The following is a 16895-nucleotide window of genomic DNA, read 5'->3' as shown; positions in this document are numbered from 1 at the left end:
ATGTGAGAAGAATAGTTTCTACTATTGTAAAGGCCAACAAATATCCTAAATAGAAAGAGTGTCACTTCAACATCGTTAGTCTGCCATGCCATTTAGCTCGAGCTATTTGCATATGCTACTCTGTCCACGTTATTTTTTGAATACATTGCCCTACCTGTATGGGAATGACTGAGTCATCTACATCAGGAATAACTTCGGGTTTGAGTAGCTGATGCTTTTTCATCTGATAGTAATCAAATAAGGCTTGTTCTAGTGTCATATGATTCTGTACCAAAAAAACGGGACTAAGTAAACTTGGCAATAGCAGTTCGTCCTGCGCGATTAATAATGAAGGATTAACCGAAAGAAACACACCTTCTCTATGACCCGCTTCATAAAACGTTTTGATATGATCGTTACGAACTTTTTGCGCCTCAACAATTCGCTGGTATAAATGGGGATACATACTTTTTAGATCTTGTAATAATAAATCTGATAAAAAAATAGCTAATACAACCGAGTTTTCAAAAACCTTTTGAAAACGGCGTACGAAAGAAGTTGATTGGTTATCAGATAACTCATTAAAGTTCTGAAGGATATATTCTACGTAAACTTCTACTGTCGATTCCAAGATTTCGTTTCTAGAAGAAAAATATTTATACATTGTTGCTTTACTAATATCCATATATTTTGCTATATCTTCCATTTTCAAAGAGCTAATCCCTTGCTTTTTAAGAAAGGGAAGTAGCCTAATAATCAACTCTTTTTTCATCTCTTGCTCATTTTTTCGTGATCTGCCTCGGGTGTTTGTCACTACAATGCCTCCCAATCTAAAACATCAAACTACATTATAACTCAAACTCACAAAATAAACATACAACTAGCATTTAACTGAACGAAATAAACGAAAAAAGTTTAATTAATTTATTTTGTATGATAATATAGACTTGCAAAGATAAAGTTATAGTAAAAATTAGGGAGGATATTACAAATGAATGAGGTAGTAAATAATCAGATTTTACTTTCTAGTAGACCAGTCGGCATTCCAACAAGTGATAATTTCACATTCATCAAATCCTCTATTCCTCACGTAAATGACAATCAGCTTTTGATACGTACGCTTTACCTATCTGTTGATCCTTACATGAGGGGGAGAATGAATGATCAAAAATCTTATATCCCACCATTCCCACTAAATGAAGTGATAACAGGTGGAGTGATTGGAGAAGTAATAGAAACCAAATCCCCAGACTTCCAAGTGGGGGATATTGTACTTGGTTTCTTAGGATGGCAAAATTACTCAGTAATTGATGCAGGGCAAGTACAAAAAATCGATACGAATGTAGCACCGATTACAACTGCTTTGGGTGTGCTCGGAATGCCTGGAATGACCGCTTATTTTGGCCTATTAGACATCGGTCAACCTAAGGAAGGAGAAACTGTTGTTGTTTCAGGTGCTGCCGGAGCGGTGGGAATGCTTGTCGGGCAAATAGCAAAAATAAAAGGGGCACACGTTGTAGGGATTGCTGGTTCAGATGAAAAAATTCGTTATTTAATAGAAGAGCTTGGATTTGATACAGCTATCAATTATAAAACAACATCAAATATTCAATTAGCATTAGAAAAAGCTTGCCCAAATGGTGTAGATGTTTACTTTGATAATGTGGGTGGTCCTATATCAGATGCTGTTTTAAGCTTGATTAATCAGGGAGCGCGTATCCCTCTCTGCGGGCAGATATCTCTCTACAATTTAGAAAAACAAGATGTTGGGCCTAGAATTCAAGTACAGCTTCTAAGAAAAACAGCTACAATGAGAGGATTCTTGGTGAGTCAATATACAGATCGTTATGATGAAGGAATGATTCAAATGGCTCAGTGGATCAAGGAAGGCAAAATCAAGTACTCAGAGAATATTGTAGAAGGACTAGAGAGGGCACCAGAAGCTTTCCTTGGATTATTTACTGGAGAGAATACTGGCAAACAATTAGTAAAAGTAACTGATTGTTAGAAAAAAATTAAATGTATAAAACAAAAGCACTAAGTTTAATAAAGTAAAAACCAGCCCTTCTATGTGAAGGCCTGGTTTTTTTAGTAACTAGAGAAAAACTTGTTGTCCAACATGAAATTTGCGTCAATAGTAGTCGGAATATTATGAATTAAATTGCGTTTATTGTAATTTTGTGCAAGATATTGTAAATTTAATTCAAGGTAAATATTTGTAAAATGAGGTTAATCTGGTAGTTTCATATGTAATTTTTTATCAGATTAACATTTTTTACATCTATTAACATTGAAACAGATGTGTTGTAAAGCTGTAGCTGATCTTTTTTTGTAATATTCATTATTATTGAAATTCATGATAAAATTACAAAAAATTGATGTGTAATATCGATTTGACCGATATATTATAAGTAAGGTTGTTGCTTGATAATACATATGTTCCTTTTTGTTTATACGGCGAGTCCACTTATAACCTCTTAGATAAATACTTCTGTTGCCTCCCTGATACACTCCTTGATTACTATATTTACGATTCGATTTCCTTTTGTGCTACTTTTATAAAAAGTAAGATCCATGTAAAAAGCTAATAGACAAATCTTTTGTTTGGAGCATCTTATACCACTAATACAAGGAGGTGTTAGGTCTTGGATGTCCCCGGTACTGATATCTGAAAAAATAAAGTACATGTAGAATTTGTTCGAGCACAGGAGGTTAAACTGTAATGATGTATAGTCATTCGCAATCAACACCGTATCCATATGATAAGACAATTCATCAACTTTTTGAAAGTCAAGTTGAGAAGACCCCAAACAATCCTGCCATTATCCTGGAACCAGAAAAACTTACCTATCGAGAGCTTAACTGCAAAGCAAATCAACTCGCACGATTATTTATTGAAAAAGGGATTCAAACTGATCAAATTGTTGGCATTTTCATGGAAAGATCAATAGAGATGGTTATTGGTATTTTAGCGATTTTAAAAGCTGGGGGAGCATATGTCCCGATCGACATCGAATATCCCCAAGAAAGAATTCAATACATGCTAAAAGATAGTCAAACCAAAATCGTGCTAACTCAAAAATCTCTTGTTGGTCTTATCCGCGAAGCTGATTTCCATGACCAAGTTATTACTTTTGAAGATCCAGCAATCATCATGCAAGATGATAGTAATCTTAATTTGGTCTACAAGAGTACTGATTTAGCTTATGTTATTTATACATCTGGCACAACTGGAAATCCCAAGGGAACGATGCTGGAGCATAAAGGAATTTCAAACCTCATCGACTACTTTCAGAAAATACTTGAAATCACACCTAACGATCGAGTTGGACAATTTGCTAGCATCTCTTTTGATGCATCTGTATCAGAGTTTTTTATGGCATTATTAACAGGCGCTAGCTTGTATATGATTCCTAAGGATACAATAAACGATTTTGTAAGCTTTGAAACATATCTGAACCGAAATGAAATATCGATTATTACATTGCCGCCAACGTATCTTATACATTTAGATCCAGAGCGCATTTTATATTTACGTAAACTCATAACAGCAGGTTCAGCCACCTCTTTTCCCCTAGTGAATAAATGGAAAGATAAACTAACATATATCAATGCATACGGTCCAACCGAATCGAGTATTTGTGCGTCCACATGGATTGCAAAAACAGAAGAAGTACAGAACCATTCAATTCCAATTGGTTCACCTATTCAAAATACACAGATTTATATTATCAATCAAAATCTAGAAAAAGTATCCTTTGGAGAAGCTGGCGAACTATGCATTAGTGGGATTGGGCTAGCGAGAGGTTATTGGAATCGTCCAGAATTAACTTCTGAAAAATTTGTTTCTAATCCATTTTTACCTGGTGAAAAAATGTACAAAACAGGTGATTTAGCAAAATGGCTACCTAATGGTCTGATTGAATATATAGGGCGTATGGATCAACAAGTAAAAATCAGGGGACATAGGGTGGAATTAGGAGAAGTAGAAACTGTTTTATTGCGGCATCACAAGATACAAGAGGCCGCGGTCATTGCTAAGAAAGATACGCTTGAACAAGCATACTTATGTGCCTATTTTGTCGAAACTGAGCAAGTGTCAATTACTGAGTTAAGAGAGTACATTGCTAAAGAACTACCCATGTATATGATTCCTTCCTATTTTGTACGATTGGATAAAATGCCACTAACACCTAATGATAAAATCGATAGAAAAGCTTTACCTGAACCTGATACCTCTTCGCTTGAAACGACAGAATATGAAGCACCGACTACTGAAATAGAACAAATCCTTGCAGATATTTGGCAAAGTGTATTAGGGAATAATCGAGTTGGCATTAGTGATAACTTCTATGCTTTAGGAGGAGATTCAATTAAAGCGATCCAAGTAGCTGCTCGATTGTATGCTCATCAGCTAAAGCTGGAGACAAAGGATCTACTCAAGCATCCAACTATCAAAGAACTTGTTCCCCTATTAAAGCGAACCGTACAAAAAAGTGAGCAAGGAATCGTCGAGGGAGTAGTAGAATTAACCCCCATTCAACAATGGTTCTTTGATCAACAATTTACAAACATGCATCATTTTAACCAATCATATGTGCTTTCTCATTCGAATGGAATTGATGAAAAGCTCATCCAAGAGGTGTTTGATAAAATTATTGATCATCACGATGCTCTTCGGATGGTATATACGCAGGAAAACGGGAAGGTTAGTCAGATAAATCGTGGAAAAGTAGGTCCGTTATACGATTTTTTTTCATTCGACCTACGATCTAATCAGGATGTGCAACAAGCTATCTATGAGGAAACCTATCGTTTACAAAGCCAAATCAATTTAAATGAAGGCCCATTAGTAAAGCTTGCAGTATTTCATACCCAAAATGGTGATCATCTATTTATTGCGATTCATCATTTGGTAGTAGATGGTATCTCATGGAGAATATTATTTGAAGATATTGGTATCGCTTATGCTCAACTGTTGGAATCGAAAGATATTTCTTTACCAGAAAAAACGGATTCGTTTAAGGACTGGTCCTTGCAGGTAAAGAAATATGCCAATAGTAAAGAACTACTACATGAAATTTCCTATTGGAAAGAGCTTGAATCCACTGCTAAGCATACTCCTCTGCCAAAAGATTTTGAGAATTCCTATGTCAAACAAAATAGTATTCACCATATGAAAATAGAATTGTCAGTAGAAGAGACGGATCATCTGTTAAAAAATGTGAATCACGCCTATCAAACAGAAATTAATGATATTTTATTATCGGCGTTGGGTCTTACTCTTTTGGAATGGGCTAAAGTAGATCAAATCCTCATAAATTTAGAGGGGCATGGACGAGAGGACATAAGCGAACAAGCTCATATAGCACGAACAGTGGGCTGGTTTACTTGTCAATATCCTGTTTTATTGAAAATGGATAAATCAGATGATTTGTCTTATCACATAAAGATGGTAAAAGAGAATCTGCGCAATATACCGAACAAAGGGATTGGCTATGAAATTTTAAAATATATAACAGATAAGGAAGTAAAGGCTTCTCTATCCTTTACTCTACAACCCGAAATCACTTTCAATTACTTGGGACAATTCGATTCTGATCTGGAGGGTCAGGGTTTTACACGTTCGCCTTATAGTCGGGGAAATTCTCTTGGTGCGGATGGGAAGAATAATATTAGTCCTGAAATGGAAAGTTATATGGTTTTAAACATCACTGGAGCAATTGAGAAAGGGAGATTGAATCTATCTTTTTCGTATAGTGACCAACAATATAAGGAAGAGTCAATTAAGCAACTTAGCGATAGCTATAAATATCATCTTCTTCGATTGATTACACATTGTGTGGAGAAGAAAGAAACAGAACGAACTCCGAGTGATTTTAGTATTAAAGGTCTTGAACTGGAGGATGTTGATGATATTTTCAATCTACTAGAAGAATCAATGAAGTAATGCCTAAGAGCCTAGATGGCTACTACCGCAGAGATACTATACCTTTGGAGTTCCATATTATTGCATAAAAGGCAAAAAAATTATGAAGTGAGGGGTGCTTGGTGAGTACTTTTAGGAGAGAACTGGTTCAGGATATGTATGTACTGTCTCCTATGCAAGAAGGGATGCTGTTTCATTCCTTACTAAACGGGGATAATAACTCGCATTTGGTACAAATGACAATCCACATTCAAGGAAAAATAGATGTTGAGTTATTTTCGAAAAGTTTACAAATGTTGGTATCCAGATATGACGTATTTCGAACCACTTTTTTGCATGAGAAAATGAAGAAGCCAGTTCAGGTCGTATTGAAAGAACGGCCAATTTCAATCCAATTTTATAATATGAGCTCCTTTGATGAGCGGAAAAAGAACGAACAAGCAGAACAATATAAAAGAAAAGATCAGGAAGCTACCTTTGATATAACCAAAGATCCTCTCATGAGGGTGATCATCCTCCAAATGAATGCAGATGAGTATCAGATCATTTGGAGTTTTCATCATATTATTATGGATGGTTGGTGCTTCAGCATTATTTTTGATGAACTCATACAGATGTATTATTCTTTAGTAGAAAACCAGCCTTTGTTATTACAGCCGGTACAAGCTTACAGTACTTTTATTAAATGGTTGGAAAAACAAGATCAAGAAGCATCACTCCAGTACTGGACGAAATATATGAAAGATTATGAGCATCAAGCTGTGTTACAAAAAGATGGAGCTACCAATGAGAAAATGGAATTTTTACCAAAGCAATATCATTTTTCATTTGATCGTACGCTCACACAGCAGTTACAGCAAATCGCTCAAAATAATCATGTTACCCTACCTATCATTTTTCAAACCATTTGGGGACTAGTCCTTCAAAAGTATAATTCATCGAATGATGTAATCTTCGGCTCAGTTGTTTCAGGTCGTCCGTCTGAATTACTTGGCATCGAAAGAATGGTTGGATTATTCATTAATACTCTTCCTTTACGTATTCATACAAAAACAGATCAATCTTTTAGTGAAGTAGTAAAAGCTGTCCATCAAGGAACGCTTAGTTCACAGCAGTATGAGCATGTTCCGCTGTATGAGATCCAAAATCATTCTGAATTAAAACAAGACTTATTCGATCATATTGTTGTTATTGAAAATTATCCATTAGTGGAAGAATTGAAAAAGAACAGTGTCATGCAAAAGGTAGGATTTTCGGTTCTTTCTGTCGAGATGTTTGAGCCAACTAATTATGATCTAACCATCATGGTTCAACCAAGAGAAGAAATCCATGTTCGATTAGATTATAATGCCGCTGTTTTTACTACAGCTCTTATGAAAAGAATCGAAGGACATTTAAAACAAATTGCAGCATGCGTGGCAAATAATCCGAATGCGGCGTTAAAGGATATTACCATGCTTACGCAAGAGGAATATCATCATGTAGTGGTTGAGTTAAATGACACTAAGACTGAGTATCCAGATAAAACAATTCATGAATTATTCGTAGAACAAGTAGAGAAAACCCCTGACCACATTGCAGTTGTTTTGGAAAATAAGCATCTCACATATAGACAGTTAGATGCCAAATCAAACCAACTAGCTAGATTCTTGAGAAACAAAGGAATTGGGCCAGACCGGCTTGTCGGACTTATGATGGATCGATCAATAGAAATGATTATAGGCATACTCGGAATTCTAAAGTCGGGTGGAGCATTTGTACCTATTGATCCGGCATATCCAGCAGAAAGAATTAGCTATATGTTGGAAAATAGTGGTGTGCAAATCCTTCTGACACAGCAGCATCTAATGCATAAAAATCCTTCTCCAATAGAAATAGTAGATATTCAAGATAGTAGCATTATGTTAGAAAGCATGGATCATGTTGCAAACCAGAATACCTCCAATGACTTGTTTTATATTATCTACACATCAGGTACAACAGGTAAACCAAAAGGAGTCATGCTAGAACATAAGAATATGGTTAACTTGATGCAATTTACTTTTGCAAAATCCAATATTCAATATAAGGAGAAGGTCTTACAATATACGACTTGCAGTTTTGATGTATGCTATCAAGAAATATTTTCTACATTATTAAGTGGGGGAGAGTTGTATCTCATTACTGATGACACCAGACGTAATGTCGAGAAGCTATTCACCTTTATTGAAAGAGAAAAAATAAGTATTTTGTCTCTACCTGGAGCCTTTTTAAAATTTATTTTTAACGATGCAAGCTTTTCTAAGATTTTTCCAACGTGTGTGAAACATATTATTACAGCTGGTGAACAACTTGTGGTGACTCATGAGCTGAAACGCTATTTACAAAACAATCAAGTGTATTTGCATAATCATTATGGCCCATCGGAAACCCATGTTGTAACAACATTTACAATCGATCCGAATAATGAAATCCCGGAAATCCCGTCCATTGGTAAGCCGATCTCAAACACAAGCATTTATATTTTAGATAAAGAACAAAAGTTACAGCCACACGGTATTGCAGGAGAATTATTTATTTCAGGTGCCAATGTTGGTAGAGGATATATTCATAATGCAGAGCTGACAGCCGAAAAGTTTAGTACAAATCCTTTTAAAGAAAATGAAAGGATGTATCGGACTGGTGATTTAGCTCGTTGGTTGCCAGATGGCACGATTGAATATTTAGGTCGAATCGATCATCAAGTAAAAATACGCGGTCATCGGATCGAGCTCGGCGAAATCGAGTCACACCTGCTCAATCATAAGAATATAAAAGAAGCGGTTGTAATCGACCGAGTAGATGAAAACCAGACAAGGCATTTGGTTGCATACATTGTTCAGAGTAAGAAAGTAAGTGATATCGAACTACGCAATTATATGGGGAAAACTCTTCCTGATTATATGGTTCCTTCTTTCTTTGTGTCATTAGAACAAATCCCTCTAACGCCTAATGGAAAGATTGATAGAAGATCGCTACCAAAACCTGAAGGAACGATTGGAACAGGTGTAGCCTATGTAGCTCCAGCCACTGAATTGGAACAAAAGCTTGCTACTATTTGGCAAGGAGTACTAGGTGTTCCCAAGATCGGTATCCATGATCATTTCTTTTCACTTGGTGGCCATTCTTTGAAAGCAATGAGTCTTATTTCTCTCATACAGAAAGAGTGTGGGGTTGATATTCCATTACGAATTCTATTTAAGACTCCAACGATCCAAGCTATTGCAAAATATTTGGAAAGTGGCGGTGGAGATGTAGACGAAACGTATACATCTATACCAGCAGTTCCTACTGAGGAATTTTATCCAGTATCATCTGCTCAAAAGCGAATGATCATTTTACATCAGCTTGCGAAAGAGGGTACGGGATACAATATCCCAACTGTGATGGTAATAGATGGTCCCCTACAATATGATCGCTTTGAACTGGCAGTGGAGAGATTAGTTGATCGCCATGAAATTTTACGGACTTCTTTTCCTACCGTAAATGGAGAATCTGTCCAACGAGTGAATCAAAATGTCAACATAAAAATAAATTATTTGGACTCCAAAGAAGAACAAGTTGATCAGGTCATTGAGGAATTTATTCAGCCGTTTATTCTTGAATCAGCCCCGTTAATTCGAATAGGTCTAGTTAAGGTGAGTACAGAACGCCATTATCTACTTGTGGATATGCATCATGTTATTTCTGATGGTGTGTCTGCAAACATCTTTATAAACGAATTAACCAAGTTTTATCAAGCTGAAACACTTCCTGAGCTTCGAATCCAATACAAGGATTTTGCTGTTTGGGAACAAGAGTTCTTCCAATCTGAAGCCTTTAAAAAGCAAGAAGAGTATTGGGTGTCTGCATTTTCTGGAGAAGTGACACTCTTGAACCTGCCGACTGATTATCCGAGACCTACGATTCAAAGCTTTGAGGGTGACCGTTACACATTTGGAATGGAAAAAGATCTGGTAGATGGCTTATATCGAATTGCAAAAGAGACGCAGACAACGCTCTATATGGTTTTGCTAGCGATTTACAATGTTTTGCTTTCGAAATATTCTGATCAAGAAGAGGTTATTATAGGGACACCAATAGCGGGGAGATCGCATGCAGATACAGAAAATCTATTAGGTATGTTTGTTAACACATTGGCAATGAGAAATCAGCCTGTAGGTAACAAAACATTCACTGAATTCCTAGCCGATGTAAAAAACAATGCTTTGCTTGCATTTGAACATGCTGATTATCCATTTGAACACCTAGTAGAAAAAATGAAGCTCCCAAGAGATTTAAGTCGAAATCCATTGTTTGACACCATGTTTATTCTACAAAACACGGAGCATAACTCTTTTGAACTGGACGAAATAAAATGTACGCCATTTGTGCCAAAAGGGAAACACGCTAAATTTGATTTTTCTTTAGAGGCAAGCGAAGAAAAAAATGAATTGAAGTTCTGCTTAGAGTACTCCACGAGTTTATACAGACAAGAAACAATAGAGAGAATGGCAAGCCATTGGCTTCAAATCATCCGTACAGTAGTGGAGAATTCAGATATTAGCTTATCTGAAATCGATATACTAACAGAAGCTGAGAAACAGCAAGTGATTAAGGAGTTCAATGATACACAAGCCGATTTTTCATCAGACCAAACCATCCAACAACTATTTGAACATCAGGTTAAAAGGAGACCTGATGAAGTAGCTGTTGTGTTCGAGCAAGATCAGTTGACATATCAAGAATTAAATGAAAAAGCAAACCAGCTTGCGAGATTGTTACGTCAAAAAGGTGTTCTAGCTAATCAACTAGTTGGCATCATGGTTGAGCGCTCACTGGACATGGTGATAGGCACGCTAGCCATTTTAAAATCAGGAGCAGCCTTCTTACCAATTGATCCTGAATATCCAGAAGATCGTATTCGCTACATGATAGAGGATAGTCAGGCAAAATGGGTGGTTGCCCAACCTCATTTGATGGACAAGGTGGCATGCGATACTGAATATATTAATGTCTCCGATCATATTTTATCTGGCATAGCTAGTACTAATCTTCTTCCTAACAGCCAATCAACTGATTTAGCGTATGTGATCTATACGTCTGGTACAACTGGGAAACCAAAAGGAGTTATGCTAGAGCACACTGGTATCACTAATCTAAAAGCATTCTTTGAAAATAGCTTTGGTATTAGTGAACAGGATTGTATTGGCCAATTTGCTAGCAATTCATTTGATGCTTCTGTTTGGGAAATGTTTATGGCTCTAGCTACAGGAGCTAGACTAACGATCATTTCGAAAGAGAAGATTACTGATTTTATGAGATTTGAGAATTATGTTTCCAAGCAAGGTGTTACCGTACTTACTTTACCACCAACTTATGTCATTCATCTTGAGCCTGAACGTCTTCCTACCTTACGTACCCTTATCACTGCAGGGTCTGCTACCTCATTTGGTTTAGTGGATAAATGGAAAGACAAGGTGACCTATATCAATGCATATGGTCCGACTGAAACCTCTATTTGTGCGACATATTGGAAGGCAGAAGAAGAGAGTTGGGGAACGACTGTTCCTATCGGTATTCCTATCCAAAATGCTCAAGTTTATATCGTAGATCAGCGTCTTCAGCTTCAGGGTATTGGCGAAGTAGGAGAGATGTGCGTTGGTGGGGTAGGGCTTGCGAGAGGGTATTGGAATCGACCAGAACTATCTGCTGAAAAATTTGTGGATAACCCGTTTGTACCTGGTGAAAAAATGTATAGAACAGGAGACTTAGCGCGATGGTTGCCTGATGGAAACATCGAATACCTAGGGAGAATTGACCATCAAGTAAAAATACGAGGACATCGGGTGGAGCTAGGTGAAATCGAGAGTCTTTTGTTACAACATCCCGGGATAAAAGAGGCTGCCGTTCTTGCACGTGAGGACTATCAAGGACAATCATATTTATGTGCCTATATGGTTTCAGATGAAAATTTGTCTGTGTCTGAGGTAAGAGAATATGTAGCAAATGAATTGCCAAACTATATGATCCCGTCATATTTTGTGGAACTAGACAAAATGCCGTTAACTCCAAACGATAAGCTTGATCGCAAAGCTCTACCTGAGCCAGATAAAAATCAGGATACGGGTAAAGCATATGATGCGCCTAGAAACAAACTGGAACAATCACTAGCAGAAATTTGGCAAGCTGTTTTAGGGATTGAAAAGATTGGAATTAAAGATAATTTCTTTGAATTGGGTGGCGATTCACTAAAAGCTATGTCGGTGATCACACAAGTCCATAAAGCGTTCCAAATTGAGCTACCTTTAAAAGTCTTGTTTGAAGCCCAGATAATTGAGACTCTTTCAGAATATATCACTTTATCTGATAAGCAGTTCTACACGCCTATTCCAACTGTTCCTCAACAAGAATACTATCCTGTATCGTCTGCTCAAAAACGAATGTACATTCTTCATCAGCTTGAGGGGGCAGGTATTAGTTACAATATGCCCGGAATGATGGTAATTGAAGGGGCTTTAGATAAGGTTCGTTTCAAACAAGCATTGCAAGAAGTGATTAACCGACATGAGAGCTTGAGAACGAGTTATCGTGTGGTACAAGAACAAATCGTTCAGAGCATTCAGGAACATGTGGAGTTTGATATGGGATATATGCAAGCCCAAGAACAGGGATTGAGCGAGATTTTCCATTCGTTTGTAAGGCCATTTGATCTTGCTGTGTCTCCACTATGCAGAAGCAGTCTGGTAAAACTAGAAGAGGAGCGACATGTTTTCCTTTTTGATGTTCATCATATCGCTTCAGATGGCACATCAATTGGAATTATTCTCAAAGAAGTTGCAGACATTTATGAGGGCAAAAAGCTACCTCAACTGCCTATTTCGTATAAGGACTTCTCTGCATGGCAAAATGAAATGTTCCTAACAGATGCTATAAAAAAACAAGAAGAGTATTGGTTGAACCTGTTTACTGGTGAGATTCCTGTAGCGAACCTACCGACTGACTATCCTAGACCAGCTGTACAAAGCTTCGATGGCGATCAGCTCATGATGAGAACAGGAAAAGAGATATTTGATGGTCTACAAAGGGTAGCTGTTGAAGCGGGTACAACACGTTATATGGTTTTGTTAGCAGCGTATAATGTTCTACTTTCCAAGTATTCTGATCAAGAAGATATTATTGTTGGTGCTCCTATTGCGGGAAGGTCACATGCTGATTTAGAAAATGTAGTTGGAATGTTTGTTAATACACTAGCTATGAGAAATAAACCAGTAGGGAATATAACATTTAAGGACTTCCTTAAAGAAGTAAAACAGAATGCCCTACAGGCTTATGAAAATCAGGATTATCCATTTGAAGAGCTTGTAGAGAAACTACAATTGGAAAGAGACCCAAGTAGAAATCCACTTTTTGACACTATGTTTATTCTTCAAAATGGTGATGTAGAATCCAGAGTCTTTGATCAGCTTGTGATGCGCCCATATGAACAAGGGGATAGCCTGGGTGTATCAAAATTTGATATGGCGTTTCATATGACTGAAGGACAGGAAGAAATTTTATTCCGTATTGAATATGGCACCAAGCTGTTCACACGAGCGACCATTGAGAGAATTGCAGGTCATTTTCTGAAAATCATACGTACAATTATTGCCAACACAGAAGTTACATTGTCTGAGATTGATATGCTAACAGAAACGGAAAAACAATTGTTGTTAGTACGATTTAATGACAATACAGCCGAATTCTCATCAGATCAAACCATCCATCAATTGTTTGAAGAACAAGTAGAAAACCATCCGCATGAAATAGCTGTTGTATATGAACAGTCCCAATTGACGTATCAGGAATTAAATGCTAAAGCGAATCAACTTGCTAGGCTACTCCGCGAAAAGGGCGTACAACCAAATCAATTAGTGGGTATCATGGTAGAACGATCGCTAGACATGGTGATAGGTACGTTAGCGATTTTAAAATCAGGAGCAGCCTTCTTACCGATAGACCCAGAATATCCGGAAGATCGGATACGGTACATGATAGAAGATAGCCAGACTAGATGGGTACTTGTGCAGTCTCATTTGATGAACAGTGTAGATTCGGACGCAGAATTCATCAATGTGTCTACTGAGCTTCCGGCTACCATTGCTACTACAAATCTTGTTTCTATCAGCCAACCAGCCGATTTAGCCTATGTGATTTATACCTCTGGTACAACTGGAAGACCAAAAGGAGTGATGTTAGAGCATACTGGAATAGCAAACCTAAAAACGTTCTTTGAAGATAAGTTTGGTGTGAGTGAAAAAGATCATATCGGCCAGTTTGCTAGCCAATCATTTGATGCCTCCGTTTGGGAAATGTTCATGGCTTTATTAACCGGGGCAAGGCTCGATATTATTTCAAGAGACACCATTAACGATTTCGTGAAATTCGAGGAATATATTAATCAACAAAGGATTACAGTTCTTACTTTACCACCCACGTATGTCATTCATCTGGAACCAGAACATCTTTCTACGTTACGAATTCTTATTACTGCAGGTTCTGCTACATCAGTTGGATTGGTCAATAAATGGAAAGACAAGGTGACCTATATCAATGGATATGGTCCGACTGAAACCTCTATTTGTGCGACGTACTGGAAGGCATCAGTAGAACAAAGCATATCTCAGTCAGTCCCTATAGGTGTTCCTATTCAAAATGCACAGGTCTATATTCTAGATCAGCGCCACCAGCTACAGGGCATTGGTGAAGTAGGTGAATTGTGTGTAGCAGGTGTAGGTTTAGCCAGAGGGTATTTGAATCGACCGGAACTATCCGCTGAGAAATTTGTGGAAAATCCCTTCATTCCTGGTCAAAAGATGTATAAAACAGGGGATCTAGCACGATGGCTTCCTGACGGTACCATCGAGTATCTTGGTAGAGCTGATCATCAGGTGAAAATACGTGGTCATCGGGTAGAGCTTGGTGAAATCGAAAGTCTTCTATTACAACATCATCAGATCAAGGAAGCAGCTGTATTGGCACGTGAGGATGAGCAAGGTCACTCTTATTTATGTGCTTACCTGGTCTCAGAAGAAGCATTGTCTGTAGCAGAGATAAGAGGGTACCTAACAGATGAATTACCAAATTATATGATTCCATCCTATTTTGTACAGCTGGATATAATGCCGTTAACACCAAACGATAAGATTGATCGTAAAGCATTGCCAGAACCAGATAAAAATCAAAATACAGGAAAAGAATATGACGCTCCTCGAAACGATTTAGAGCAATTGGTAACAGAGATTTGGCAAGACGTTTTAGGTATAGAGAAAATCGGAATAAGAGATAATTTTTTTGAATTAGGTGGAGACTCAATTAAGGCGATTCAAGTACTGACACGTCTTACTACTGCTGGATGGAAATTGGAAATGAAAGATTTATTCCAAAATCCAGCCATTGAGCACGTTATTCCTTACGTAACACCTAGCAATAAAATGAGTAATCAAGGTGTTGTAGAAGGTGAAATAGAGCTTACACCTATCCAGAACTGGTTCTTCACAAGCCAATTTACTGATATGCATCAATGGAATCAAGCAGTCATGCTACATGGGGAAAATGGCTTTGACGAAGAGGCAGTAGCTCTCGCATTCCAAAAAATAATAGAACATCATGATGCTTTGCGTATGGTGTACAGACGTAAAGATGACAAAATCATTCAATGGAATCAAGGCATTGAGAATACATTATTTGATCTTTACAAATTTGACTTGAAAGAAGAAGTCAACCTAGAGGATAAAATTTTAAAATTATCAAATGACATCCAAAGTAGTATCGACCTTGCAGAAGGTCCATTGGTGAAAGTAGCGATTTTTCAAACAAGCAAAGGGGATTATTTGTTAATTGCTATTCATCATTTAGTAATTGACGGTGTATCATGGAGAATTTTATTCGAAGACTTCTCTACCGCTTATTCTCAAGCCCTTTCAAATCAGGAAATTACGTTACCGGATAAAACAGATTCATTTAAAGACTGGTCTATTCAGATGCAAAAGTATGCCAATAGTGAATCAAGCATCAAAGAGATTGAGTATTGGGAAAAGCTAGAGAAGACAGCAAAAGTTATGATGCTCCCAAGAGATTTTGAAGAGGCAGAAAATCAACAAAAGAACACTCGCATTTTAAAATCAGAGCTTACAATCGAACAAACTGAAAATCTATTAAGAAATGTAAATCATTCGTATCACACTGAGGTTAATGATATTTTATTGACAGCGGTAGGACTAGCCTTTAAAGACTGGGCTAAAACCAATCAATTGATTATTAACCTAGAGGGACACGGACGCGAAGATATTATGAATGATATGAATATTTCTAGAACAGTGGGCTGGTTTACCTCACAATACCCTGTTGTATTAGATCTGGACAATTCAGAAGATATTTCCCTTCAAATCAAGCAAGTTAAAGAAAACTTACGACATATACCAAATAAAGGGATCGGATATGACATCCTGCGTTATCTAACGATTAAAGAGTTGCGGCCTTCCCTGTCGTTTGGTCTACAACCGGAAGTAAGCTTTAATTATTTAGGGCAATTTGATTCTGATGTAAAAACCGGAGTATTCACACTTTCGCAAACAAATACAGGCAATTTGTTCAGTCCAGATTCTGAAAGACCATTTTTGTTAGATATTTCATCTGTTGTTGAAGGACGAAAATTGCAAATTAGTATTGGCTACAATAGCCTTCAATACAAAGAAGAGACAATTGCAACACTAGCAGAGACATATAAAAAACACTTGTTGCTAGTAATTGAACATTGCATGTCCAAAGAAGGAGCAGAATTAACCCCGAGCGATTTGGGTGATGATGATCTTTCGTTTGAGGATTTAGAAAACATACTTGAGCTAATTTAACGCACGATTCATTTAATTGTTCCTCCAATAGAGGATCGCACGTAATGATTTCGTTGGAGGAACAACATTTTTCTCTTTTCATATCACGTAGCTGAGGT

The 16895-nt window shown here is 37.3% G+C and carries 4 protein-coding genes; 3 read left to right on the top strand and 1 reads right to left on the bottom strand.

All coding sequences use genetic code 11. From position 1 onward, the window contains the following. Positions 1–115 precede the first annotated feature (115 nt). On the bottom strand, positions 116–793 hold the full coding sequence (locus BrL25_RS22640) for a TetR/AcrR family transcriptional regulator (RefSeq protein ID WP_018672887.1): 678 nt from the start codon (positions 791–793) through the stop codon (positions 116–118). Between the two features lie 177 nt (positions 794–970). Between BrL25_RS22640 and BrL25_RS22635 the strand changes: the two genes are divergently transcribed. From BrL25_RS22635 to BrL25_RS22625, 3 genes are all read left to right on the top strand, one after another. Further along, entirely contained in the window at positions 971–1987 is a 1017-nt protein-coding gene (locus BrL25_RS22635; RefSeq protein ID WP_018672888.1) for an NADP-dependent oxidoreductase, read from the top strand. A gap of 714 nt (positions 1988–2701) precedes the next feature. After that, a complete protein-coding gene (locus BrL25_RS22630) occupies positions 2702–5929 on the top strand; it encodes a non-ribosomal peptide synthetase (protein ID WP_018672889.1) in 3228 nt (1075 codons plus the stop codon). 101 nt (positions 5930–6030) lie between these two features. Beyond that, complete coding sequence (locus tag BrL25_RS22625; protein WP_026315269.1) at positions 6031–16797, top strand: non-ribosomal peptide synthetase; 10767 nt, start codon at positions 6031–6033, stop codon at positions 16795–16797. Positions 16798–16895 lie beyond the last annotated feature (98 nt).

The sequence above is a fragment of the Brevibacillus laterosporus DSM 25 genome (assembly GCF_002706795.1).
GTDB classification, from domain to species: domain Bacteria; phylum Bacillota; class Bacilli; order Brevibacillales; family Brevibacillaceae; genus Brevibacillus_B; species Brevibacillus_B laterosporus.
Note: the sequence above shows the minus strand (reverse complement) of the source record. Positions and strands in the feature narration are given on the sequence as shown.